Consider the following 24,317-nt stretch of genomic DNA (forward strand, 5'->3'; position numbering starts at 1 on the left):
AGGTCTTGACCTTTGTGGATATCCTGTAGGAGCGGGTTTACCCGCGAAGAGGCCGGTACTACCAGCACAAAAAACCCAGACAAACAAAAACGCCCCCGGCCTTTCGACCGGGGGCGTTTTCATTCAGCCTGAGCTAACTCAGTTCTTGGCTTTCTTGGCTGCGCGGGTACGCTCGCCTTCGTCCAGGATCTTCTTGCGCAGACGGATCGACTTAGGCGTCACTTCGCACAGCTCGTCGTCCTGGATGAATTCCAGGGCCTGCTCGAGGGTGTGGCGAACTGGTGGTACCAGGGCGATGACTTCGTCTTTGCCCGAAGCACGCATGTTGTCGAGCTTCTTGCCTTTGGTCGGGTTCACGCCCAGGTCGTTGTCACGGCTGTTCAGGCCGATGATCTGACCGTTGTAGATCTCCTGGCCGTGTTCAACGAACAGCTTGCCGCGAGCCTGCAGGGTTTCCAGCGAGTAGGTCAGTGCCTTGCCGGTCTCGACCGAAACCAGTACACCGTTGAGGCGGCCGGACATCTGGCCCGACTTCATGGTGTCGTAGCGATCGAAGATCGAGGTCAGGATGCCTGCACCGTTGGTCAGGGTCAGGAACTGGTTACGGAAACCGATCAGACCACGGGCTGGAATGTTGTACTCCAGACGAACACGGCCCTTGCCATCCGGAACCATGTTGGTCAGGTCGCCTTTACGCAGACCCATCTCTTCCATGACCTTGCCCTGGGATTCTTCAGGGATGTCGATGGTGACGTTCTCGAACGGCTCCTGCTTCACGCCGTCGACTTCGCGGATGATCACTTCAGGACGGCCCACGGCCATTTCGAAGCCTTCACGACGCATGGTTTCGATCAGCACCGACAGGTGCAGCTCACCACGGCCCGAAACCTTGAACTTGTCTGGGGAGTCGGTCTCCTGAACGCGCAGGGCAACGTTGTACAGCAGCTCCTTGTCCAGACGGTCCTTGATGTTACGGCTGGTGACGAACTTGCCTTCTTTACCGCAGAACGGCGAGTCGTTGACCTGGAAGGTCATCGAAACGGTCGGCTCGTCAACGGTCAGCGGCTTCATCGCTTCTACCGCATCCGGGGCGCACAGGGTGTCGGAGATGAACAGCTCATCGAAACCGCTGATGCAGACGATATCGCCAGCCTGGGCTTCTTCGACGTCAACGCGGTGCAGACCGTGGTGACCCATCAGCTTCAGGATACGGCCGTTGCGCTTCTTGCCGTTGGTGTCGATGGCGACAACCGGGGTGTTCGGCTTGACGCGGCCACGGGCGATGCGGCCAACACCGATCACGCCGAGGAAGCTGTTGTAGTCCAGTGCGGAGATCTGCATCTGGAACGGGCCGTCGCGGTCAACAGACGGTGCTGGTACGTTGTCGATGATCGACTGGTACAGCGGGGTCATGTCTTCGGCCATGGCAGTGTGGTCCAGGCCGGCAATGCCGTTCAGGGCCGAGGCGTAGACCACTTTGAAGTCCAGCTGTTCGTCGGTGGCACCGAGGTTGTCGAACAGGTCGAAGATCTGGTCCAGAACCCAGTCAGGACGCGCGCCCGGACGGTCAACCTTGTTGATCACGACGATTGGCTTCAGGCCAGCTTCGAAAGCCTTCTTGGTCACGAAGCGGGTTTGCGGCATCGGGCCGTCTTGGGCGTCGACCAGCAGCAGCACGGAGTCGACCATCGACATTACACGCTCAACCTCGCCACCGAAGTCGGCGTGGCCGGGGGTGTCGACGATGTTGATGTGGTAGCCGTTCCAGTTGATGGCGGTGTTTTTCGCCAGAATGGTAATACCGCGCTCTTTTTCCTGGTCGTTGGAGTCCATGACGCGCTCGTCGTTGAGCTCGTTACGCTCCAGAGTGCCGGACTGACGCAGGAGTTTGTCGACCAGAGTGGTTTTACCATGGTCAACGTGGGCGATGATGGCGATGTTACGCAGATTTTCGATCACAAGTGTATCTCGATCAGAGGATTCGGTTGCCGCCCAGTGTAGGCGGCCAATATGTACTGTTTAAGGCTCAGCGGGCCCGGCGGTCGGGAGGGCGATGGCGGATACTGCCGCCATACAGCCCCGGCGTCTTATGTCGGACGATAAACACGCACATTGGCATGTCCCTCACTGAGCAGGTGGTGTGCGTGCAAACGGCTCATCACACCCTTGTCGCAATACAGCAAGTACTGGCGCGTGGGGTCCAGGTGCTTGAACTTGCTGTTGATGGCGTAGAACGGCATGGCCTGGACTTCGATACCTTCCAGCACCAGAGGTTCGTCTTCCTGGGCATCGGGGTGGCGAATGTCGATGACGATCTGGCCTGGCAGCGCCTCGGCCACTTCCTCGATTTCGATGTCCTTGCCCAGCTCATCGATCACATGGTCGATGGAAATGAACTTGGCGCGCTCGAGCGCGCGCTCCAGCACGGCCATGTCGAACTGCTTTTCTTCGTGCTCCATGCGGTGACGCTTGGCATGGGTGGTCGGGTTTACCGAGATCACGCCGCAGTATTCCGGCATGTGCTTGGCAAAGTCCGCGGTGCCGATTTCGGTGGCCTGGTCGATGATGTCCTGCTTGTGGCTGGCCAGCAGCGGGCGCAGCACCAGCTTGTCGGTGGCCGAGTCGATGATCGACAGGTTCGGCAGGGTCTGGCTGGACACCTGGGAAATCGCTTCGCCGGTCACCAGCGCGTCGATCTGCAGGCGGTCGGCCATATGGGCGGCGCCGCGCAGCATCATGCGCTTGAGGGTCACGCCCATGTAGCTGTTGTCGACCTTGTTGAGGATCTCGCCAACCACTTCTTCGAACGGCACGCTGATGAACAGTACGCGCTGGCTGCTGCCGTACTTTTTCCACAGGTAGTGGGCCACTTCCATCACGCCCAGTTCGTGGGCACGGCCGCCGAGGTTGAAGAAGCAGAAGTGTGTCATAAGGCCGCGGCGCATCATCTGGTAGGCCGCAACGGTGGAGTCGAAACCACCGGACATCAGCACCAGGGTCTGCTCCAGGGCACCCAGCGGATAACCGCCGATGCCGTTGTGCTGGTTGTGGATCACGTACAGGCGCTGGTCGCGGATTTCGATGCGCACCAGCACTTCAGGCTTTTTCAGCTCGATCCCGGCGGCGCCACACTGCTGGCGCAGCTGGCTGCCGACGTAACGGTCGACGTCCATCGAGGTGAAGTCATGGTGGCCACCGCGCTTGCAGCGCACGGCGAAGTGCTTGCCGGCCAACAGGTGGCCGAAGTGGTGCTTGCACTTGGCGACGATGTCGTCGAAGTCACCCAGCGGGTATTCCTCTACCTGCAGGAAGTGGGTGATACCCGGGGTGCAGGTGAGGCGTTCGATCATCTCGCGCTGGACTTTTTCGTCTTCGACGCGGGTGACCACCTCGAGATTGTCCCAGACACCATCGACCGCGAGCTCAGGGTCGAGATCCTTGAGCACGTTGCGGATGTTCTTGCCAAGCTGGCGGATGAAGCGCTTGCGCACCGGCCGGCTTTTGATGGTGATTTCTGGGAAGACTTTGACGATAAGTTTCATTGGTTAACAGCGCGCGCAGGGCCTGCCGAAAATGAGGGGCGCGAATTATATCGGAAATTGCTCAGGATTTGACCAACTTTTGATCAGAAGCTTTGAGATAAATGCAGAGGCCAGGTTTTGCAGTGCCTGTTACGGCCCTTTCGCGGGTAAACCCGCGCCTACAGGCGGTGCAAAGCCCGTAGGAGCGGGTTTACCCGCGAAGAGGCCCTAGAACCTGGCACACCACTCACGCAACGCACCCTATTGGTGCGATACGATCAAAAAACGCATCGTAAGGGTGCACTTTTACCCGCTAACCCAACGCCAAATGCCCGCAAACGCCCCCTTTTATCCCACCCTCGCCATTTTCGGGCACTGGCATGCAATTTGCTCCCTTGTGAGGCAGGTAAGCTTGGCCGACTATCCGCGCCCGGCAACACCCTTTTTCCAGGGCAGCGGCCCACCGCGCTCTAGACCATCCGGAGGACAACATGTCGAAGTCGGTTCAACTCATCAAAGATCATGACGTCAAGTGGATTGATCTGCGTTTCACGGACACCAAAGGCATTCAGCACCACGTGACCATGCCGTCGCGTGATGCGCTGGACGAAGACTTCTTCGAAGTCGGCAAGATGTTCGACGGTTCCTCCATCGCTGGCTGGAAAGGCATCGAAGCTTCCGACATGATCCTGATGCCGGTCGACGAAACCGCCGTTCTGGACCCGTTCACCGAAGAACCAACCCTGATCATCACCTGCGACATCGTCGACCCGTCGAGCATGCAGGGCTACGATCGCGACCCACGCGCCATCGCCAAGCGCGCTGAAGAGTACCTGAAGAGCACCGGCATCGGTGACACCGTATTCGCCGGCCCAGAGCCTGAGTTCTTCATCTTCGACGAAGTGAAGTTCCACTCGGACATCTCCGGTTCGATGTTCAAGATCTTCTCCGAGCAGGGCTCGTGGATGACCGGCGCTGACGTGGAAGGCGGCAACAAAGGCCACCGTCCAGGCGTGAAAGGCGGCTACTTCCCGGTCCCGCCGTTCGACCACGACCACGAAATCCGTACTGCCATGTGCAACGCCCTGGAAGAAATGGGCCAGACCGTTGAAGTTCACCACCACGAAGTGGCGACTGCCGGCCAGAACGAAATCGGCGTCAAGTTCAACACCCTGGTGAAGAAGGCTGACGAAGTACAGGCGCTGAAATACGTCGTGCACAACGTTGCCGACGCTTACGGCCGTACCGCCACCTTCATGCCGAAGCCACTGTACGGCGACAACGGCTCGGGCATGCACGTGCACATGTCGATCTGGAAAGACGGCAAGAACACCTTCTCGGGTGAAGGCTATGCCGGCCTGTCCGACACCGCCCTGTACTTCATCGGCGGTATCATCAAGCACGGTAAGGCCCTGAACGGCTTCACCAACCCGTCGACCAACTCGTACAAGCGTCTGGTCCCAGGCTTCGAAGCCCCGGTAATGCTGGCCTACTCGGCTCGCAACCGTTCCGCCTCGATCCGTATTCCTTACGTTGGCAGCCCGAAAGCCCGCCGTATCGAAGCACGCTTCCCGGACCCATCGGCCAACCCGTACCTGGCGTTCGCGGCCCTGCTGATGGCTGGCCTGGACGGCATCCAGAACAAGATCCACCCAGGCGACGCGGCCGACAAGAACCTGTACGACCTGCCGCCAGAAGAAGCCAAGAACATCCCGCAAGTGTGCGGCAGCCTGAAAGAAGCTCTGGAAGAGCTGGATAAAGGCCGTGCGTTCCTGACCAAGGGCGGCGTGTTCTCCGACGACTTCATCGATGCCTTCATCGAGCTGAAGAGCGAAGAAGAAATCAAGGTTCGTACCTTCGTACACCCGCTGGAATACGAGCTGTACTACAGCTGCTGATCTGATTGGCGCCTCGCGCCGATGACATGATCAAAACGGCCTCCCTCGGGAGGCCGTTTTTGTTTTCATACATGCGAATCAGAACGCCCCTACAAGCAGCAGTTGGTCAACTGCGCACAATCCATTCTCCCTCTGTATGGAGAACACCATGCGCCTGGCCATCACGTCACTTTGCTTGCCGTTTGCCTTGATCGGCTGCATCGCTCCTGAAGCCTCCCAGCCTGAATTCAACCCACTCCTATCCAACATCGAGTACCGACTGGACCTGGCCAGCTCGGTTGCACTGCACAAGTGGGAACACAACCTTGCCGTAGCAGCGCCCGAGCGCGAGCGCGAAGTCCTTGCCCTGGTGCGCCAGCAGGCCGCCGACCATGACCTCAGCCCTGAACGCGCCGCAGCTTTCTTCAGCGACCAGATCGAGGCCAACAAGCTGATGCAGTACACCTTGCTCGATCGCTGGGTCACGCTAGAGCAGAGGCCATCAGCAGCCGTCCTTGATTTGGTCGACCAACTGCGACCTCGTCTGGACAAGCTTCAGGCAACGCTTCTATTCGAGTTGGGGCGCTTCGACCGGCACCCTCCAGAGGACTGCGCGCGTAAACTCGCCAACGCCCTGCATGCCCGCACCAATGACCCGATACGCCACCTTGCCCTGGTCCGCGCAACCGCACAGCTGTGTCCGAAACACTAGACGCGTCAATGCTCTATATTGGTGCATAACAACGCCGAACGCTCCGCCATGCACCCCAAAACAGGTCGCGCGGAGCGCCCGCTCAGCAAATTTTGATCCGATTGAGCGCAAATCCAGGCCTTTCTCAGCTATTTCCGCTTCTTTTCGGAGCCTTGGTTTGTTTCTTGCATTTTTTGCAGGAAGAGAGTCTCGCATCAGCGGATCCACAGCACGCCCGGATCTGGCCCCACGTGCCAGGCAAGCGCCAAACGAGGTCAACGACGCCTTATGACCATCAGCGATGCACAGCACCGTCTGCTTCTGGACAACCTGACCACCGCCACGTTGCTGCTCAACGCCGAGCTGCGCCTGGAGTACATGAACCCGGCCGCAGAAATGCTGCTGGCCGTCAGTGGCCAGCGCAGCCATGGGCAGTTCATCAGCGAGCTGTTCACCGAATCGACCGAGGCGCTCAGTTCGCTGCGCCAGGCGGTCGAGCAGGCGCACCCGTTCACCAAGCGTGAAGCGCAGCTTACATCGCTGACCGGGCAGACCATCACCGTCGACTACGCGGTAACGCCGATACTGCATCAAGGCCAGACCCTGCTGTTGCTCGAGGTGCACCCGCGTGACCGGTTGCTGCGCATCACCAAGGAAGAGGCCCAACTGAGCAAGCAGGAAACCACCAAGATGCTGGTGCGCGGCCTGGCCCACGAAATCAAGAACCCCCTTGGCGGCATCCGCGGAGCGGCCCAGCTACTGGCCCGCGAACTGCCCGAGGAAGGGCTGCGCGACTACACCAATGTGATCATCGAAGAGGCCGACCGCTTGCGTAACCTGGTCGACCGCATGCTCGGCTCGAACAAGCTGCCGTCGCTGGCCATGACCAATATTCACGAAGTGCTGGAGCGGGTGTGCAGCCTGGTCGATGCCGAAAGCCAGGGGTGCATCACTTTGGTGCGCGATTACGACCCAAGCCTGCCGGACGTGCTGATCGACCGAGAACAGATGATTCAGGCCGTACTTAACATCGTGCGCAACGCCATGCAGGCGATCAGCTCGCAGAATGAGCTGCGCCTGGGTCGCATCACCTTGCGCAGCCGTGCCCTGCGCCAGTTCACCATCGGCCACGTGCGTCACCGCCTGGTAGCGCGGGTAGAAATCATCGACAACGGCCCGGGCATCCCGCCAGAACTGCAGGACACCCTCTTCTATCCCATGGTCAGTGGCCGCCCGGACGGTACCGGGCTGGGCCTGGCCATTACCCAGAACATCATCAGCCAGCACCAGGGCCTGATCGAGTGTGAAAGCCACGCTGGCCATACCGCCTTCTCGATTTACCTGCCTCTGGAACAAGGAGCCACCGCCTCATGAGCCGAAGTGAAACCGTATGGATCGTCGACGATGATCGCTCCATCCGCTGGGTCCTGGAAAAAGCCCTGCAACAGGAAGGCATGACCACCCAGAGCTTCGACAGCGCAGACGGTGTCATGGGACGCCTGGCACGCCAGCAACCCGACGTGATCATTTCCGACATTCGCATGCCTGGCACCAGCGGCCTCGACCTGCTGGCGCAGATCCGCGAGCAACACCCGCGCCTGCCGGTCATCATCATGACCGCCCACTCCGACCTGGACAGCGCCGTGGCCTCGTACCAAGGCGGTGCCTTCGAGTACCTGCCCAAGCCATTCGACGTCGACGAAGCGGTATCGCTGGTCAAGCGCGCCAACCAGCACGCCCAGGAGCAGCAAGGCCTGGATGTGCCACAGAACCTGGCGCGCACCCCGGAAATCATTGGTGAAGCCCCGGCGATGCAGGAGGTGTTCCGCGCCATCGGCCGCCTCAGCCACTCCAACATCACCGTGCTGATCAACGGCGAGTCCGGCACCGGCAAAGAACTGGTGGCCCATGCCCTGCACCGGCACAGCCCGCGCGCAGCATCGCCGTTCATTGCCCTGAACATGGCCGCCATCCCCAAGGACTTGATGGAGTCGGAGCTGTTCGGCCATGAGAAAGGCGCCTTCACAGGTGCTGCGAACTTGCGTCGCGGCCGTTTCGAGCAGGCCGATGGTGGCACGCTGTTCCTCGACGAAATCGGGGACATGCCTGCCGACACCCAGACCCGCCTGCTGCGTGTGCTGGCCGATGGCGAGTTCTACCGCGTGGGCGGCCATGTGCCGGTCAAGGTCGACGTGCGCATCATCGCCGCCACCCACCAGAACCTGGAGTCACTGGTGCAGGCCGGCAAGTTCCGTGAGGACTTGTTCCACCGCCTGAACGTGATCCGCATCCATATTCCGCGCCTGGCCGACCGCCGCGAGGATATCCCCGCCCTCGCCCGCCACTTCCTTGCCCGGGCGGCCCAGGAGCTGGCAGTCGAGCCGAAGATCCTCAAGCCGGAGACTGAAGAGTTCATCCGCAACCTGCCATGGCCGGGCAATGTGCGGCAGATGGAGAACACCTGCCGCTGGATCACCGTGATGGCCTCCAGCCGCGAAGTGCTGATCGGCGACCTGCCACCCGAACTGCTGAACCTGCCACACGATGCCGCGCCGGTGACCAACTGGGAGCAGGCCCTGCGCCAGTGGGCCGACCAGGCCTTGGCGCGCGGGCAGACCAGCCTGCTGGACAGCGCAGTGCCGAGCTTTGAACGGATCATGATCGAGACGGCACTCAAGCACACCGCCGGCCGCCGTCGCGATGCCGCGCTGTTGCTGGGTTGGGGGCGTAACACCCTGACACGCAAGATCAAGGAGCTGGGGATGAATGTGGCTGGTGGGGATGATGAGGAAGGTGATGACCACTGAGCGCTGAATTAGCTTTTTAGATTGCTGGGGCTGCTTTGCAGCCCATCGCGACACAAGGCCGCTCCCACGGGATCACCTCTGCCCCCAAGGCTGATGCGATGGACACACATCGCGGTCGTCGTAGGAGCGGGTTCACCCGCGAAGAGGCCGGGCCTGCTGGCCAATCTCCACCTGCCGTTCAGCGTTGCCGCCGCCACCGTATTCGCGGGTAAACCCGCTCCTACCACGACGGTGGGCACACATCGGGGTCGTCGTAGGAGCGGGTTCACCCGCGAAGAGGCCGGGCCTGCTGGCCAATCTCCACCTGCCGTTCAGCGTTGCCGCCGCCATCGTATTCGCGGGTAAACCCGCTCCTACCACGATCCTGTGGGAGCGGCCTTGTGTCGCGATGGGGCGCAAAGCGGCCCCAGCCATTTCAGCCTTCTGAATGCACCGTTCCTGTGCCGACTGCACCTCTCGAAGGCACAAATCCCCTCAAAATCCGGCCAAATCACCCGCAAAGCCCAGTATTCATGGGTTTTGCAAAACTGGCACGCCCCCTGCAATAAGCAATACATCTCCAGTTTCGGGGGCCCTGGTACAGGCAGGCCGGGTGAACCCCTCTTTTATTTGCAGCACCGCCGCTTTTGGGGACCTCGGTACAGGCAGGCCGGGCATCCCCCCTTTATACGCAGTACCCCTTTTGGGGACCCTGGTACAGGCAGGCCGGGATATCCCCTCTTTTATTCGTGCAGTTTCACTTGCACCCGCCAGCGCCCAGCGTCCTCTGCACCGGCCCATTCGCCGTGCAGGGGGCGCGCGGCCACCACCGTCAGCAACAAACCTTCCTTGCTGTGCTGTACCCGCCAGCTCACCGGCTTGCCCTGCAGGCTGAGCTGCCCTTGCTGAGCCTTGCCCTGGGCCTGAAACAGCAACGCCACCGTCCCTTCCACGTTCTCGCCATGCAGCTTGGGCTCTTCGTTGAACCACAGCTCCAGGCCATCCTGCGTCGCTTGCACCTGCTGCAGCTCACGCTCGTCCGGCGTAGTCAGGCGACCGATCATCAGCCCTACCATCAAGCCAACGATCGCCAATGACAGCATCACCCGTGGGAAGGCCTTCGAACGCACGTCCGGTTCAGGGGTAGAATGCCCGTCATCTTCACGTTTGGAGCCGTGCATGTTTCACGTCATCCTTTTTCAACCAGAAATTCCGCCGAATACCGGCAACATCATTCGTCTATGCGCCAACAGCGGCTGTGCCCTGCACCTGATCGAACCCATCAGCTTCGAACTGGATGACAAGCGCCTGCGCCGCGCAGGGCTGGACTACCACGAGTATGCCACGCTCAAGCGCCACGAGAGCCTGGCCGGATGCCTGGAAAGCCTTGGCAACCCACGGTTGTTCGCCTTTACCACCAAGGGCTCGCACCCGTTCCACGAAGTGGCCTTCCAGCCGGGCGACGCCTTCCTGTTCGGGCCAGAGAGCCGCGGGTTGCCGGCCGAGGTGCTGGACAGCCTGCCGGCCGAGCATCGCCTGCGCCTGCCGATGCGGCCAGGGTGCCGTAGCCTGAACCTGTCCAATACCGTGGCGGTGACGGTGTATGAGGCGTGGCGGCAGAACGGGTTTGCCGGCAGCTGATGTGTTGCCTGTGCGGGCCTCTTCGCGGGTAAACCCGCTCCTACGCAGGCCGAGAGAACGGCGCAATCCCCTGTAGGAGCGGGTTTACCCGCGAAGAGGCCCGCACAGGCAACAAAAAAGCGCCCCGAGAGGCGCTTTCTTGATACCGGCAGTAATTACTGCACAGTAGGCGCTTCACCCGCTTCCTGCATACGCTGCATTTCTTGCGCGTACAGGGCGTCGAAGTTGACCGGCGACAGCATCAGCGCCGGGAACGAACCGCGGGTCACCAGGCTGTCCAGGGCCTCACGGGCATAAGGGAACAGGATGTTCGGGCAGAACGCACCCAGGGTGTGGCTCATCGAAGGCGCATCGAGGTTGGCGATCAGGAAGATACCGGCCTGCTGCACTTCAGCAATGAAGGCCACTTCATCACCGTTCTTGACGGTAACCGACAGGGTCAGCACGACCTCGTGGAAGTCACCTTCCAGGGATTTCTGCTTGGTGTTCAGGTCAAGGGCAACGCTCGGTTCCCAGGTCTGACGGAAGATCTGTGGGCTTTTCGGGGCCTCGAACGACAGGTCACGCACATAGATGCGTTGCAGGGAGAACTGAGGGCTGTTGTCTTCTGCAGCAGCGCCGTTGGTCTGTTGGTCAGTCATGTCAGATCCTTATCCTAATGTTTTTGAATGCAGTGCAAATCAGGCCGCCAGCAACGCGTCGAGCTTGCCCGCGCGCTCCAGGGCATAGAGGTCATCGCATCCACCGACATGGGTACTGCCGATCCAGATCTGCGGCACCGACGTACGGCCGGCTTTCTGACTCATCTCGGCGCGAACCTGCGGTTTGCCGTCGACCTTGATTTCCTCGAAGGCCACGCCCTTGCTCTCGAGCAGGTACTTGGCACGCATGCAGTAGGGGCAGTAGTCGCTGGAATAGACGATGACAGGCTTCATATCACTTCACCAGGGGCAGGTTATCGGCTTTCCAGCTGGAAACGCCACCGCTCAGTTTGGCGGCGTTGTAACCAGCTTTGAGCAGCTCGCGGCAAATGGTGCCGGACTGCTGGCCCATCGCGTCGACGACGATCAAGGTCTTTTCTTTATGCTTGTCCAGCTCGGTCATGCGGTTGGCCAGCTTGTCCTGCGGTATGTTCACCGCGCCGACGATGTGACCGGCGGAGTATTCCTTGGCCGGGCGAATATCGATCACCAGGGCCTTCTCAGCATTGACCAGGGCTGTCAGTTGGCCATTAGTCAGGCTCTGGCCACCACGACGGATTTCATTGACGAGCAGCAGGACCAGCAGAATGAGGAAGATCGCAACCAGGATGTAGTGATCTGTCGCGAATTGAATCAGGTGAGCAACCATCAGCGGTGTTCCAGGCGATTGAAAATGCCGGCCAGTATACACAGCCCCTTGGTGCCACCAAAGCCCGACGGGCCGGCCACAAAACCACCTTCATGTTGCTACCACAGGTGCGCCGGTCGGTGGAATGGGACGAATATTCGCCGCAGGTGGCGTATTTGCCCTAAAATGCGTGTCTTTATCATCTTTGAACAACCGTGAGTTTGATTGATGACGAGCACGCCCAAACCCCTGGTCCTGATTATCCTGGATGGCTTCGGCCATAGTGATATCCCCGAACACAACGCCATCTTTGCCGCCAATAAACCGGTCTATGACCGCCTGTGCGCCACCCAGCCGCATGGCCTCATTTCCGGCTCGGGCATGGATGTCGGCCTGCCGGACGGGCAGATGGGCAACTCCGAAGTCGGTCATATGAACCTCGGCGCAGGTCGTGTCGTCTATCAGGACTTCACCCGGGTGACCAAGGCCATCCGCGACGGCGAGTTCTTCGAAAACCCGGTACTGACAGGTGCTGTGGACAAGGCAGTCGGTGCTGGCAAGGCCGTGCACATCCTCGGCCTGCTGTCCGATGGTGGCGTACACAGCCACCAGGAGCACTTGGTGGCCATGGCCGAACTGGCCGCCCAGCGTGGCGCTGAAAAGATCTACCTGCACGCCTTCCTCGATGGCCGGGACACCCCGCCACGCAGCGCGCAGTCGTCCATCGAACTGCTCGACGCCACCTTCGCCAAACTGGGCAAGGGCCGCATTGCCAGCCTGATCGGCCGCTACTACGCCATGGACCGCGACAACCGCTGGGACCGCGTCAGCGCCGCCTACAACCTCATCGTCGACAGCGCTGCCGAGTACACCGCTGACACAGCCCTGGCAGGCCTTGAAGCAGCTTACGCCCGCGACGAAAGCGACGAATTCGTCAAGGCCACGCGCATTGGCGAAGCCGTCAAGGTCGAAGATGGCGATGCCGTGATTTTCATGAACTTCCGCGCCGACCGCGCTCGCGAACTGTCGCGTGCATTTGTAGAGCCAGACTTCACGGAATTCGCCCGTGCGCGCCTGCCGAAGATGGCGGCGTACATCGGTCTGACCCAGTATTCGGCGAAGATCCCGGCACCGGCAGCCTTTGCCCCGTCCAGCCTGAACAACGTGCTGGGCGAATACCTTGCAAAAAACGGCAAGACCCAGCTGCGCATCGCCGAAACCGAGAAATACGCCCACGTCACCTTCTTCTTCTCGGGTGGCCGCGAAGAGCCGTTCGAAGGCGAAGAACGCATCCTGATCCCGTCGCCGAAGGTCGCCACCTATGACCTGCAACCGGAAATGAGCGCGCCGGAAGTGACCGATCGCATCGTCGAAGCCATCGAACAGCAGCGCTTCGACGTCATCGTGGTCAACTACGCCAACGGCGACATGGTCGGCCACACCGGCGTGTTCGAGGCAGCGGTCAAGGCCGTCGAAGCACTGGATACCTGTGTAGGGCGCATTGTCGAGGCACTGGACAAGGTCGGCGGCGAGGCGCTGATCACCGCTGACCACGGCAACGTCGAGCAGATGGAAGACGAGTGCACCGGCCAGGCGCACACCGCGCACACGACCGAGCCGGTACCGTTCATCTATGTGGGCAAGCGCAACGTGAAAGTGCGCGAGGGCGGCGTGCTGGCCGACGTGGCGCCAACCATGCTGAAGCTGCTGGGGATGGAAAAGCCGGTGGAAATGACCGGTACCTCAATTCTGGTCGACGCCTGAATGTCAAAAGGGGCTGCGTTGCAGCCCCAATTGCACATGAATTCCAGACAAACGCCCCCCTGCATCCGCAGCGAGGCGTTTTTTTTGCCTGCCCAGGCGGGCATACTAGGCCAGTCTCCATCCTTGGTACGCCAAACCCCATGCTTCGCGCCCTGATCCTCCTAGCCCTGTCTTGCCTGCTCAGCCCGGCCTTCGCCGATGAGCGTGCGCAGACCCAGCAGCAACTGGATGCCACCCGCCAGGACATTGCCGAGCTCAAGAAAACGCTGGGCAAGCTCCAGGAAGAAAAGGCCGGTGTGCAAAAAGACCTCAAAGCCACCGAAACCGACATCGGCAACCTCGAAAAGCAGGTGGAGGCCCTGCAGCAAGAACTAAAAAAGACTGAAGGCGAGCTGGAGCGCCTTGATACCGAGAAAAAAAAACTCCAGAGCGCCCGCGTTGAACAACAACGACTGATCGCCATTCAGGCCCGTTCGGCTTACCAGAACAACGGTCGCGAGGAATACCTCAAGCTGCTGCTCAACCAGCAGAACCCCGAGAAATTCGCCCGCACCCTCACCTATTACGACTACCTGAGCAAGGCGCGCCTGGAGCAATTGCGCACCTTCAACGAGACCTTGCGCCAACTGGCCAACGTCGAACAGGAAATTTCCAGCCAGCAACAACAACTGCTGGCCCAGCGCACCGACCTCGATAGCCGCCGCCAGGCCCTGGAAACCGAGCGCGCCAAGCGCCAGCAGGTACTGGCAAAGCTCAACAGCGATGTAAAAGACCGCGATCAGAAGCTGCAAGCGCGCGAACAGGACCAGGCCGACCTGGCCAAAGTCCTGAAGACCATCGAGGAAACCCTCGCCCGCCAGGCGCGTGAAGCTGAAGAGGCACGCAAGAAGGCCCTGCTGGCACAGCAGGAAGCAGAAAAACGCCGCCAGCAGGAAGCGCTGGCCGCCGCCGCTGCCCGCGACCGGGCCCGTGAGCCCGCAGAGCCAGTGGAACCGCCGAAAAAGGCCCGCACCACCCTCGGGCCGATGGTTTCCAGCGATGGCGCGAACTACGGCGGCGCATTTTCTGCTGCGCGGGGCAAACTTCCATGGCCAGTCAATGGTCGATTGCTGGCACGCTTCGGTGATGCCCGCGGTAGCGACGCCCGTGCCAAGTGGGACGGGGTTATGATCAGCGCCAACCCAGGCACCCAGGTACGTGCCGTGCACGGCGGGCGTGTGGTATTCGCGGACTGGTTGCGCGGCGCCGGGCTTCTGGTCATTCTCGACCATGGCAACGGTTACCTGAGCCTGTACGGCCACAACCAGAGCCTGCTCAAGAATGCCGGTGATATCGTCAAGGCCGGTGAAGCCATTTCCACCGTTGGCGACAGCGGTGGCCAGGACGCGGCAGGCTTGTATTTCGCTATCCGCCAGCAAGGCCGGCCTGCCGACCCTTCGCAGTGGTGCCGTGGCTAGTCACATTTCTACGGCGCAGCCTGAGTGCTGCGCCGATGCTCCCCAGGGAGCGCTTACAGGATCAGGAGTTCGTTCGACATGCTGCACTCGCCTCGTCTCACCCAGCTGGCCCTGTCCATCGCCCTGGCGGTCGGCGCGCCCCTGGCCACCGCCGCAGAGCCGGCCAAGGCCGCCGCAGTGCCAGCCACCGAGGTGACCGCCAAGGCGCCACTGCCGCTGGAAGAACTGCGCACCTTCGCCGAGGTCCTGGACCGCATCAAGGCCGCCTACGTCGAACCGGTAGACGACAAGACCCTGCTGGAAAACGCCATCAAGGGCATGCTCAGCAACCTTGACCCGCATTCGGCCTACCTTGGCCCCGAGGACTTCCAGGAGCTGCAGGAAAGCACCAGCGGCGAGTTCGGCGGGCTGGGTATTGAAGTAGGCCAGGAAGACGGCTTCATCAAGGTGGTTTCGCCAATCGACGACACCCCAGCCTCGCGGGCCGGCGTGCAGGCTGGTGACTTGATCGTCAAGATCAACGGCGCCCCGACCCGCGGCCAGACCATGACCGAAGCGGTCGACAAGATGCGCGGCAAGGTCGGCGAGAAAATCACCCTGACCTTGGTACGCGACGGCGGCAACCCGTTCGACGTGACCCTGACCCGTGCAGTCATTCAGGTCAAGAGCGTGAAGAGCCAGCTGCTGGAGAACGATTACGGCTACATCCGTATCACCCAGTTCCAGGTCAAGACCGGTGACGAAGTGGGCAAGGCCCTGGCCAAGCTGCGCAAGGACAACGGCAAGAAGCTGCGCGGGGTGGTGCTGGACCTGCGCAACAACCCAGGCGGCGTGTTGCAGTCGGCAGTGGAAGTGGCCGACCACTTCCTGACCAAAGGTCTGATCGTCTACACCAAGGGCCGCATCGCCAACTCCGAGCTGCGCTTCTCGGCCGACCCGGCCGATGCCAGCGCAGGCGTGCCGCTGGTGGTACTGATCAACGGTGGCAGTGCATCGGCATCGGAAATTGTCGCCGGCGCCCTGCAGGACCAGAAGCGCGCCGTGCTGATGGGCACCGACAGTTTCGGCAAAGGCTCGGTGCAGACCGTGCTGCCACTGGCCAACGACCGCGCCCTGAAGCTCACCACTGCGCTGTACTACACCCCCAACGGCCGCTCGATCCAGGCTCAGGGCATTGTCCCGGACATCGAGGTGCGCCCGGCCAAGCTCACCGCCGAAGCCGACACCGAAAACTTCAAGGAAGCCGACCTGCAGGGCCACCTGGGCAACGGCAACGGCGGCGCCGACCGCCCGACCGGCAGCAGCAAGCGCAAGGAGCGCCCGCAGGATGACGACTTCCAGCTGAGCCAGGCACTGAGCCTGCTCAAGGGCCTGAACATCACCAAGGGCGACTGAGCCACCCTATGCGTTTTCTGCTGTGTCTGTTGTTTTGCCTGATGGCCGGAATCGCGCAAGCGGCGCCGGCCAACAAGGCCTACATGAGCATCATCATCGACGACCTGGGCCAGAGCCCCGAGCGCGACAGCCGTACCCTGGCCCTGCCCGGGCCGGTGACCATGGCGATCATGCCCGACACCCCGCATGCCACCGACTTTGCCCGCCAGGCGCACAAGGCCGGCAAGACGGTGATCCTGCACATGCCCATGGACCCGGCCACCGGGCCCTATGCCTGGCACCCGGGCATCGCCATCGAAGAGCTGGCGCGGCGCCTGGACGCAGCATTGGTCAAGGTGCCCTACGCCGCCGGCATCAACAACCACATGGGCAGCCGCATGACCGCACAGCGTGAACCCATGGCGTGGTTGATGGGTGAGCTGCAGCGGCGCCATCTGTTCTTTGTCGACAGCCGCACCAGTGCCGCCACGGTCGCCGCAGCCGAGGCTCAAGCACACGATGTCGCGCATGTGTCACGGGATGTATTTCTGGATGACGTGCGCACGCCGGAAGCCATCGACGCTCAGCTGCAACAGGGTATTGCACTGGCCCGCAAGCAAGGCTCGGCCGTATTGATCGGCCACCCCTACCCGCAGACGCTAGCGGTACTGGAAAGTCAAATTCCACGGCTCAAGCAATTGGGGATCGAACTGGTCACGCTGCCACAGATGATCGCCACACGTGGCAACCAGGCCATGCCTGCACACGGCAAGCATGGCCGTTACAGCAACCGCTAACATTCGCTGATCGCGGCGCTGGGCCACCCGGGCGAAGGTTCAGAGGTTGAACGGAATGACATCCTTGGCCTGTGCGTAGGTCAGGTTACCCCGATAAATGCTCAGTACCTGCCCCTCGCTCGCCGCCTTCATTTGCTCGCGATACCCCATCTTGCGCTGGCTCCACAGCTTGAGATGACCTTTGCCAAACGCCGTCGGCGCCGCCTGCGAGTCGGCAAAATGGAAATGTGCGGCCCACAAGGGTTTACCTCGACCCTCACCGGGAGCACGCAACAGGCTGATCCGGTACTCGTCCAGATAGCCATCGGAGACCACCTGCCGAGGCCCGACATATTCCACGGCGAGCAACCCCTGTTGATGGAGAAAATTGAGCCCTCTGGAACCTGGATAGCGCGTCTTGCTGTAAAGCGCTACCAAACAGTCGCGGCGGGCCTGACGCAACTGAATCAACGCATCGTCCATGCCCGCCAGCAGCGCGTGCTCGGCGTCGGCATCGCTGAGCTGTTCACGCAGCTCGGCCACTTCGTTGATCTGGCCGTCCAGCATCGACATCAGGCCCATGTCGTCAGCATCCTTGGCAACCAGGGCTCTGGCTTGAGCGATGACATTTTCGTTCTGTGCCAGCATGGCCTCGGCCAGCTCCCGGTTGTTCCTTTCGGACTCCGGCGTAGAAGTCCGCGATGGCTGTTCCGGTTCGCCCGAGGCTACCTCTTCAACCCAGGTGTTTCCCTGTTTCTGGAAGCGATGCAGCGCGCTCTTGTTGAAAGCCGCTACAACTTGCAGCACAGCCTGCCCCTCGACCACCGATTCGCTGCCAATGACTATCTGACCAGCCCGCGTATGGGCCACCTGCAGGCTCTTTCGTGAATAAACCGCACGACGTGTGCCACGGACCTGCCCGTCCGCCTGCTCGCGCATGGCCTCGACCAACGCCTCACCGGCTATGGTTTTCAGTTCCACCATCTGTTGCTTGTAGGCCTCAAGGCGCTGGACATCGATGAGCTTGCTGCCGAGTGTCTTGATCCGTTCGGCGTTGAGAATCGCCGCGAGGTATTCGTCCCACGCACTTTGCAGCACCTCGATTCGTTCGGCGACAGGCAAGTCACAGAACATCAGCAGATGATGCGTTTGTGCGGCTACCCGCAGACGCTGACTGGCGAGCGCATGGCGGAAGATCATGTAGTGCTGGGTAGGCGTGCCTTTGTGCCACTGCAGGGCCAGCTCGACCAGGCCCATGGCCTGGAAAAACCGGATGTTGATCGTGGTCGTCTTACGGCTCGCGATAATGCTCGAGACGGTCAGCGTGGTATTGACGTAAGGCACTTGCATGTCGATATCGGTGATGGCCAACAGGCGATCCAGCTGGCTGGAGACATTGATGATCCTGGGCTGCTCTTCAAGCAACTTCTCCAACATCGTCCGGAACCTGACATACAACTCGGCCTGTTTCTCTGGCGGTGCGTCATTGAGCGCATTGGTGAGTTGGTCGTATTCCCTGAACCCACCCAAGGCCAGGAGCTCATCAATGAAGAACATGCCAAAGCTGATCAGGTTCTTGCGGACCTGGCCCAAGAGTATCCGTTGATCTCTCACGCTGCCGACGTGCGTCGAGGCGCTCGACTTGTCAAGCACGTAGGTAATGTTGCGTTCGGCCTCGAGATAACCAAGGAACAATCTCTCGTTCAAGGGCAGGCGCTGGTTGCGCAGCGTATTCGTCTGCTCTTGCAACTGCTGGAACTTGAGCTTGAACAACGCGGTAGCCTGCTCGAATTGCGCACGTTCGTCTGGGTCGGTGGGTGGCGCCTTTTGCAACCGATCCTCGACTTTTCTTACCGGATCACGCAGACCGACAATCTGCTCGCTCAACGCGTTGAAATCCTTCGTGGCAGCCTCTGCTGCCAGGATAAGCCGCTCTATCTCGGCCTGAGCCTTGGCGATCGGCCCGCTAAGCTTCTTGCGCAGTCGCTCGCGGGCCAACTCGCCGGAGCGATCATTGCCACCGTGCAAGCGCGAATTATTGAGGTGCCAGACATCGCCGTCGCGCATCAGGTAGGGCCCAACCGTTCCGTCCGGACCGATGATGCGAAACGCTGCGTTATCAAGGCTGACTCGGTAGACATTACCGCCCAGAGACACATAGAAATCATCCCCAATCCGCACCAGCCCCGCAGCCACGCCCTGCGTCTGCGGTTTACGCCCCTCCAGCGAAACGCTGGCCGCCAACGCCCGCATTTGGCCGCGCTGGGCACTCGACAGGCCGTTGAGCCCCCCAGCCCCACGCCAGGAAAAGTCGAGGTGGGTGTTGGCCATCGCCTGCAGGCTGTCGACCGAGACGCTGGGCTCCCGCGTCGCGGTGGAAAGGTTCGCCAACTCGATCCCATTGCCTGCAGCTGGCCCCTGGAGCAGCGATGGCGGCAGGTCGCCAGAGACGGGCGGCGCTGCCAGTTTCGGCGTCTGCAGGTGTATCAGTGCCAGCAAGGTGTTGTTCAGCACATCGACCATCGCCTGGATGCGCTCGTCGAAATGCGAACTGGCCAGGCCATGCACATCGTTGATCAAGCTGCGCATGCCGATGTAGAGCCAGGCAACCGAGGTGAGCGGCCCCGGTAACACCGGAAACACGACATTCAGCAGTTCCCAGGAAAATGCCGTGACCAGCCGCCAGCGCACCTCGCTGTTGCTCATGGCGCTGCGATCCGCCAGCTCCAGCAACATCCGGCCCTTGGCTTCGAACATCTGCCGATCCACGTCCCGCGCCCAGAATTGCAGCGCCAACTGAACAGGCTGCGGTTTCTCCGGGAGGGTGTAAGGGTCGAGCAGCCATTGGGGCAGGTGCGGCTCCCGGAAGCCGCCATTATCGTAGACCGCGCGCTGAGCTTGCTCGATCCACAGCAGCACACTGTCCTGCAACGCCCCCGGGCGGCTGATCGCATCCAACAGTGCCTGAGCGCTGCCGAACTGAATCAGCGCCTTTTCGGTGTACAGCGGGCAGTACAACAGATGAACACCCAACTCGATGATTTCGATCACGTAGAAACCATGCGCCACGTCGACCCTCTCTGATGTCGGCGAGCGTTTGAACGCCAGCGGTGCGATCCGCACAGCGGCTGCCCCTTCTTGTCCGCTACGGCAGAATTCTGCCAGGGCGCCGTAGGCGAACTTGTCGAGCCGTTTGACGGCACGCGCCCGCGCAGCATCGAACATCAGGGTGATACGCCAGCGTATGGCAAATGCCGAGATGTGTTCGGCCCGGCTCGCCGAGCGATCGATCATCGACTGTACATGACGTGGATAACTGCCGCCGATGTCGACTCGCTGTACCAGCTCACGGACGTAATCAATGGTCATCCACTTCATGATCAGCTGGTTTTCACGGTGCGCGATGTGTGTCACCACCCCTCCTGCGGTGGCATCCAGGCGGCCGATCGCCAACTGCGTCAAAGTCAGCTTCTTGTCGCCGGTCTTCTGGCCGAAGCCCAGCCCGTGACCGTCACTGACAAAGCGCTCGACAGTGAGGATAAGGTCATCAGGAAAGTAATTGGCGTCTACCGGGTGGTCATGCAGCATCTCCTCGCGCAGGCGCGTCGCCGCATAGGTGTGCAAGTCCGGCAGACCGTCCTGAATGCCCTGGGCTGGGGTGCGCTGTTGCAGTAGCGACAAGTCGAGCATGGCTTGTAGGTAGGCGGTCTGGCTATCCGTATCGGCTCGCGACAGGCCCTTGGGGAGCGCCAAGCCCAGCCCACCGGAGCCATAGTCACTGAACTCGGCAAAAAAGGACGCGGGGTCGCAGGCCAAATGGCAGTAATGCTCCAGTTGGTCGACGCTGTCGATCGCACTCCAGCGCAGGCGGGCCACGCGCTCGAGCAAGATTTCCAGCAACAAGGCGCTGTACAGGGCGAAAGCGTCGCCTTCCACCGTCAGGCCTTGCCAGCTCAACTCATCAAACCGGTAACGTCCCGCCATCTGCATTTGCAACGCCGAGCCGAACGCAACCTGGGCGTCGAAACTGCGGACCAGGCCTTCGGGAGAACACCAGAGTGTCAGTTCGCGAACTTCACTGGAGGCGGTAATCAGCAAACCGGGCAACAGTTCATGGAAAGTGTCTTCGCCCTCACGTAACGCTACCCGCACCAGCTGCACATCGAGCCCGGTACGGTTGCCCATCATCAGGTCACGCAGCAGCTTGCGTTGTTCGTCATCCAGCGCTTCGTCCTTCAGGCCATCGAGCAGGTTGGCGCGCAACAACTGCTGCAACCACAGGTCCCGGTCGATCGTGGCGTCGCCGTTCCAATAGCCGATCTGCGCTTGCTGGAAGTGCCAAAGCAGTATCGGCAGCAACGCGTTGAGGCCATCGGTCAGGCGCGCGGGCTCGATCAAATCGCCCTCAGCAGTTTCGAAGCTCGACTCGATGGCGAAAAAGCGCCGGGGCGGGTTCAGGCTAAGGCGGTAGTCACTTGCTGGGGTGAGGTCCAGTGGTTTAGCCGCAAGCAGGGCCTGCAGCACAACATCCACCAGCGGCTGAGGGTGCCAGACACCATCCGGCTGCAGGGACATCAGGTATAGCGGTGCAGCCGAGGTCATTTCAGGGCGATGCACGCCAACCAGAGGATAGTGCTCCAGAATCACCTTCATGATCTGTTCACCTGCGACCTGCCGGAATGTAGGACGGCTGGCGAACTGGGCGGCGACTGCGTGATTGAGGTTGTGCGCGTGAGTGGCGGGCATGACCAGGACTCGTTGTGGAATGAACCACAAAGCGTCCTGGAGATGTTATCGAATGAGGTGCTACATATTGCTGCTGGCAAGCCGCGACACCTGGCAGTGCGGCGGCCTGCCGGGAAGTCAGCTATAGACGCGGCCAAGCACCTGGCGATGGCTCTCGAACTGATCGAGCACATCACGCACGATCTGGTCTGGGGCAAAGCCCATCAGGTCGTACTCCTGACTGCCGTCATGCAGGTAGACCTCGGCGCGGTAGAAGCGCTGGCGCAGTTCAGGCTCACCCTCGACCGGCGCCTCGCTCGGCGCGGCCATATAGCCGTCAAGGCTCACTTCGTAGACGAAAGGGTTGCCTTCTTCCATCATTACCCGCAAGCCCATCAGGTTGCGCGACTGGCCAACGCGGGTTTCCACCTCGAAGCCCTGCGTCTGCAGCTGTGCAGCGGCTTCTTTCAACGCCGGGCTGACCTGCTTGTCCATGAAACGCTGCACCACGGCCTGGGTCGGCTGCAGTTCCAGCTGGGTCAGGCGCTCGCTAAAGCCGCGACGGCCACGGGCGGCCAGTTCGGCGCGCTCCTGCTCGATCACCACGTCCTGCTTCATGGCCTTGTACAGGCCGAACATGAACAGCACCAGCACCACCGAGAACGGCAGGCCCGCCAGCACAACCATGGTCTGCATGGCTTCGAAGTTACCGGCAAACAGCAGGCCGATCGTGACCAGAGTGATCACCACGGACCAGAACACCACCATCCAGTGCGGGGCATCCTCGTCGACCTTGCCGCCTGTGCACGACAGGTTGGCCATCATCACCGCGCCGGAGTCGGCCGGGGTGAGGAACAGCACGAAACCGACGAACACTGCCACACCAATGACGATCTTGGCTGCCGGGAAGTATTCCAGCAACTGGTAGATCGACATCGATGGCTGTTCCAGCGCAGTCTTGCCCAGCTCCACGGCGCCCTGGTTGATCACCAGGTCCAGTGCGGTGTTGCCGAAGATCGACAGCCAAGCCAGGGTGAAGCCCAGCGGGATCAGCAGCACACCCATCACCAGTTGGCGCACGGTGCGGCCCTTGGAAATACGCGCAATGAACATGCCGACGAACGGGCCCCAGGAGATCCACCAGGCCCAGTAGAACACGGTCCACAGGCCCAGCCAGCGCTCCGACTTGCCGGCTTCGCCTTCATACACATAGAGGTCGAAGGTTTTCAGCACGATGCCGTTGAGGTAGTCGCCAACGTTCTGCACGAAGCCGTTGAGCAGGTGCAGGGTCTCGCCGCCCAGCAGCACGAAGATCAACAGGCCACTGAACAGCATGATGTTCAGGTTGGACAGGCGGCGAATGCCGTTTTCCACACCCGATACCGCTGCCACGGTAGCCACGCCAGCCATGACCAGGATCACCACCAGCAGGTTGGTCTTGCTGTGGTCCATGCCGAACAGGTATTCCAGGCCGGACGACACCTGCATCGCGCCGATGCCCAAGTTGGTCACCAGGCCCAGCAGGGTGACGAACATGCCGAAGATGTCGACGGCGTTGCCGGCAGCGCCCTTGACCCAACGCTCGCCCACCAGCGGGTACAGCGCCGAACGCAGTGCCAGCGGCTGGTTGTGACGGTAGGCAAAGTAACCCACGGCCAGGCCCACCAGGGCATAGATCGCCCAGCCGTGCAGGCCCCAGTGCAGGAAGGTCAGCTGCAGGCCCTGGCGCGCGGCCTCGAGGCTGGCAGGAGTGCCCTCCGGTGGGTTGAAGTAGTGGTCCAGGGGCTCGGAGGCGCCGAAGTACAGCAGCGAAATACCGATACCGGACGAGAACAGCATGCCGGCCCAGGCGCCGTAGCTGAAGTCAGGCTGGTCGTCCTTGCCACCCAGCTTGAGGCTGCCGTAGTCGGAGAAAGCCAGGTAGACGACGAACAGCAGGTATCCGCAGATGACCAGCATGTAGTACCAGCCAAAGGTGCGCGTCAGCCACTTCTGGGCCACGCCCAGCACCTGGCCGGCAGTTTCGGGTACAGCGATCAGCAAGGCAGTCAGAACAAGGATCATCAGCGCGGAGGTGAAGAACACCACGCGGTTGACCCGTACCCTCTCGGCGGGGGGCTTGGTAAGTGAGGCAGAACTCATTGCACGAATGCTCCGGGCAGTGCGGCTGTGGAGGCTAATCAGTCTTTCCCGAGCAATTGGTGGAATATCCCCACTGCATCAGGTGTTATAAAAGAACCCTGGAAACCGTGATCCCGAATCGATACGTTGCCAAAAACAGACAGGTGGCCTGCTGAAAATGCCACGCCTCAACGGAGGTGCGCGCATTCGTCACAGATCACCCCGCCCGCTCCAAGGGCCTGTCGCAGGGCCAAT

At 61.1% G+C, this 24,317-nt stretch carries 17 protein-coding genes and 1 pseudogene; 9 read left to right on the forward strand and 9 right to left on the reverse strand.

Annotation, left to right across the window (positions count from 1 at the left end; all coding sequences use genetic code 11):
- Window positions 1-138: 138 nt before the first annotated feature.
- Window positions 139-1,959, reverse strand: coding sequence for a translational GTPase TypA (gene typA, locus ACZ889_RS02190; RefSeq protein WP_003249222.1), 1,821 nt, complete (start codon window positions 1,957-1,959; stop codon window positions 139-141).
- Window positions 1,960-2,087: 128 nt separating this feature from the next.
- Window positions 2,088-3,542, reverse strand: a complete 1,455-nt coding sequence (thiI, locus tag ACZ889_RS02195; protein ID WP_003249221.1) for a tRNA uracil 4-sulfurtransferase ThiI — start codon at window positions 3,540-3,542, stop codon at window positions 2,088-2,090.
- A gap of 470 nt (window positions 3,543-4,012) precedes the next feature.
- Between thiI and glnA the strand changes: the two genes are divergently transcribed.
- From glnA to ntrC, 4 genes are all read left to right on the forward strand, one after another.
- Window positions 4,013-5,419: a type I glutamate--ammonia ligase gene (gene glnA, locus ACZ889_RS02200; protein ID WP_003249219.1), complete on the forward strand. Its 1,407-nt coding sequence runs from the start codon at window positions 4,013-4,015 to the stop codon at window positions 5,417-5,419.
- Between the two features lie 148 nt (window positions 5,420-5,567).
- Window positions 5,568-6,110, forward strand: a complete 543-nt coding sequence (gene aroQ / locus ACZ889_RS02205; protein ID WP_104962703.1) for a gamma subclass chorismate mutase AroQ — start codon at window positions 5,568-5,570, stop codon at window positions 6,108-6,110.
- Between the two features lie 267 nt (window positions 6,111-6,377).
- Window positions 6,378-7,463, forward strand: coding sequence for a nitrogen regulation protein NR(II) (glnL, locus tag ACZ889_RS02210; protein WP_003249215.1), 1,086 nt, complete (start codon window positions 6,378-6,380; stop codon window positions 7,461-7,463).
- Window positions 7,460-8,896, forward strand: a complete 1,437-nt coding sequence (ntrC, locus tag ACZ889_RS02215) for a nitrogen regulation protein NR(I) (protein WP_010955601.1) — start codon at window positions 7,460-7,462, stop codon at window positions 8,894-8,896. The genes glnL and ntrC overlap by 4 nt, the downstream gene beginning before the upstream one ends.
- Window positions 8,897-9,618: 722 nt before the next feature.
- Here the strand turns inward: ntrC and ACZ889_RS02220 are convergent.
- On the reverse strand, window positions 9,619-10,056 hold the full coding sequence (locus tag ACZ889_RS02220) for a hypothetical protein (protein ID WP_003249211.1): 438 nt from the start codon (window positions 10,054-10,056) through the stop codon (window positions 9,619-9,621).
- Between ACZ889_RS02220 and trmL the strand changes: the two genes are divergently transcribed.
- Entirely contained in the window at window positions 10,055-10,516 is a 462-nt protein-coding gene (gene trmL, locus ACZ889_RS02225) for a tRNA (uridine(34)/cytosine(34)/5-carboxymethylaminomethyluridine(34)-2'-O)-methyltransferase TrmL (RefSeq protein ID WP_003249209.1), read from the forward strand. The two genes, ACZ889_RS02220 and trmL, sit on opposite strands and share 2 nt — an antisense overlap.
- 155 nt (window positions 10,517-10,671) lie before the next feature.
- On the opposite strand, the gene secB is transcribed toward trmL, so the two are convergent.
- Genes secB through ACZ889_RS02240 form a run of 3 tightly spaced genes read right to left on the reverse strand, consistent with a single transcriptional unit; the run spans window position 10,672 to window position 11,866 of the window.
- Window positions 10,672-11,157, reverse strand: coding sequence for a protein-export chaperone SecB (gene secB, locus ACZ889_RS02230; protein ID WP_003249206.1), 486 nt, complete (start codon window positions 11,155-11,157; stop codon window positions 10,672-10,674).
- Between the two features lie 39 nt (window positions 11,158-11,196).
- A complete protein-coding gene (grxC, locus tag ACZ889_RS02235) occupies window positions 11,197-11,451 on the reverse strand; it encodes a glutaredoxin 3 (RefSeq protein ID WP_003249204.1) in 255 nt (84 codons plus the stop codon).
- A 1-nt stretch (window position 11,452) separates the two neighbouring features.
- Window positions 11,453-11,866 carry a rhodanese-like domain-containing protein gene (locus tag ACZ889_RS02240; RefSeq protein ID WP_003249200.1) on the reverse strand — a complete coding sequence of 138 codons (414 nt, stop codon included), beginning with the start codon at window positions 11,864-11,866 and terminating at the stop codon, window positions 11,453-11,455.
- 207 nt (window positions 11,867-12,073) lie between these two features.
- Between ACZ889_RS02240 and gpmI the strand changes: the two genes are divergently transcribed.
- The 4 genes from gpmI (at window position 12,074) to ACZ889_RS02260 (ending at window position 17,237) form a co-directional block, all read left to right on the forward strand.
- Window positions 12,074-13,609 (forward strand): 2,3-bisphosphoglycerate-independent phosphoglycerate mutase, encoded by a 1,536-nt coding sequence (gene gpmI / locus ACZ889_RS02245; protein ID WP_180689143.1) that lies wholly within the window; start codon window positions 12,074-12,076, stop codon window positions 13,607-13,609.
- A 140-nt stretch (window positions 13,610-13,749) separates the two neighbouring features.
- Window positions 13,750-15,066 carry a murein hydrolase activator EnvC family protein gene (locus tag ACZ889_RS02250; protein WP_180689142.1) on the forward strand — a complete coding sequence of 439 codons (1,317 nt, stop codon included), beginning with the start codon at window positions 13,750-13,752 and terminating at the stop codon, window positions 15,064-15,066.
- Window positions 15,067-15,144: 78 nt separating this feature from the next.
- Window positions 15,145-16,461, forward strand: coding sequence for a S41 family peptidase (locus ACZ889_RS02255; protein ID WP_047603589.1), 1,317 nt, complete (start codon window positions 15,145-15,147; stop codon window positions 16,459-16,461).
- 8 nt (window positions 16,462-16,469) lie between these two features.
- On the forward strand, window positions 16,470-17,237 hold the full coding sequence (locus ACZ889_RS02260) for a divergent polysaccharide deacetylase family protein (RefSeq protein ID WP_014859110.1): 768 nt from the start codon (window positions 16,470-16,472) through the stop codon (window positions 17,235-17,237).
- Window positions 17,238-17,276: 39 nt separating this feature from the next.
- Here ACZ889_RS02260 and ACZ889_RS02265 read toward each other — a convergent pair whose 3' ends face one another.
- The 3 genes and pseudogenes from ACZ889_RS02265 to ACZ889_RS02275 all read right to left on the reverse strand — a co-directional run bounded on the left by ACZ889_RS02265 (window position 17,277) and on the right by ACZ889_RS02275 (window position 24,026).
- The gene (locus ACZ889_RS02265; RefSeq protein ID WP_476257151.1) at window positions 17,277-21,962 is read right to left on the reverse strand and encodes a dermonecrotic toxin domain-containing protein; all 4,686 of its coding nucleotides are present in this window, start codon (window positions 21,960-21,962) and stop codon (window positions 17,277-17,279) included.
- Between the two features lie 117 nt (window positions 21,963-22,079).
- Window positions 22,080-22,544, reverse strand: a complete 465-nt coding sequence (locus tag ACZ889_RS02270; RefSeq protein WP_172830944.1) for a hypothetical protein — start codon at window positions 22,542-22,544, stop codon at window positions 22,080-22,082.
- Window positions 22,492-24,026 (reverse strand): annotated as a pseudogene (locus ACZ889_RS02275) (BCCT family transporter). Before ACZ889_RS02275 ends, ACZ889_RS02270 begins: the two are co-directional and overlap by 53 nt.
- Window positions 24,027-24,317: the final 291 nt, after the last annotated feature.

This window comes from Pseudomonas sp. TE3895, assembly GCF_056278855.1.

Coding starts and splice junctions, on each gene's coding strand:
- thiI (WP_003249221.1), bottom strand. CDS start 3,542: ATGAAACTTATCGTCAAAGTCTTCCCAGAAATCACCATCAAAAGCCGG.
- glnA (WP_003249219.1), top strand. CDS start 4,013: ATGTCGAAGTCGGTTCAACTCATCAAAGATCATGACGTCAAGTGGATT.
- aroQ (WP_104962703.1), top strand. CDS start 5,568: ATGCGCCTGGCCATCACGTCACTTTGCTTGCCGTTTGCCTTGATCGGC.
- glnL (WP_003249215.1), top strand. CDS start 6,378: ATGACCATCAGCGATGCACAGCACCGTCTGCTTCTGGACAACCTGACC.
- ntrC (WP_010955601.1), top strand. CDS start 7,460: ATGAGCCGAAGTGAAACCGTATGGATCGTCGACGATGATCGCTCCATC.
- trmL (WP_003249209.1), top strand. CDS start 10,055: ATGTTTCACGTCATCCTTTTTCAACCAGAAATTCCGCCGAATACCGGC.
- ACZ889_RS02220 (WP_003249211.1), bottom strand. CDS start 10,056: ATGCACGGCTCCAAACGTGAAGATGACGGGCATTCTACCCCTGAACCG.
- secB (WP_003249206.1), bottom strand. CDS start 11,157: ATGACTGACCAACAGACCAACGGCGCTGCTGCAGAAGACAACAGCCCT.
- grxC (WP_003249204.1), bottom strand. CDS start 11,451: ATGAAGCCTGTCATCGTCTATTCCAGCGACTACTGCCCCTACTGCATG.
- ACZ889_RS02240 (WP_003249200.1), bottom strand. CDS start 11,866: ATGGTTGCTCACCTGATTCAATTCGCGACAGATCACTACATCCTGGTT.
- gpmI (WP_180689143.1), top strand. CDS start 12,074: ATGACGAGCACGCCCAAACCCCTGGTCCTGATTATCCTGGATGGCTTC.
- ACZ889_RS02250 (WP_180689142.1), top strand. CDS start 13,750: ATGCTTCGCGCCCTGATCCTCCTAGCCCTGTCTTGCCTGCTCAGCCCG.
- ACZ889_RS02255 (WP_047603589.1), top strand. CDS start 15,145: ATGCTGCACTCGCCTCGTCTCACCCAGCTGGCCCTGTCCATCGCCCTG.
- ACZ889_RS02260 (WP_014859110.1), top strand. CDS start 16,470: ATGCGTTTTCTGCTGTGTCTGTTGTTTTGCCTGATGGCCGGAATCGCG.
- ACZ889_RS02265 (WP_476257151.1), bottom strand. CDS start 21,962: ATGCCCGCCACTCACGCGCACAACCTCAATCACGCAGTCGCCGCCCAG.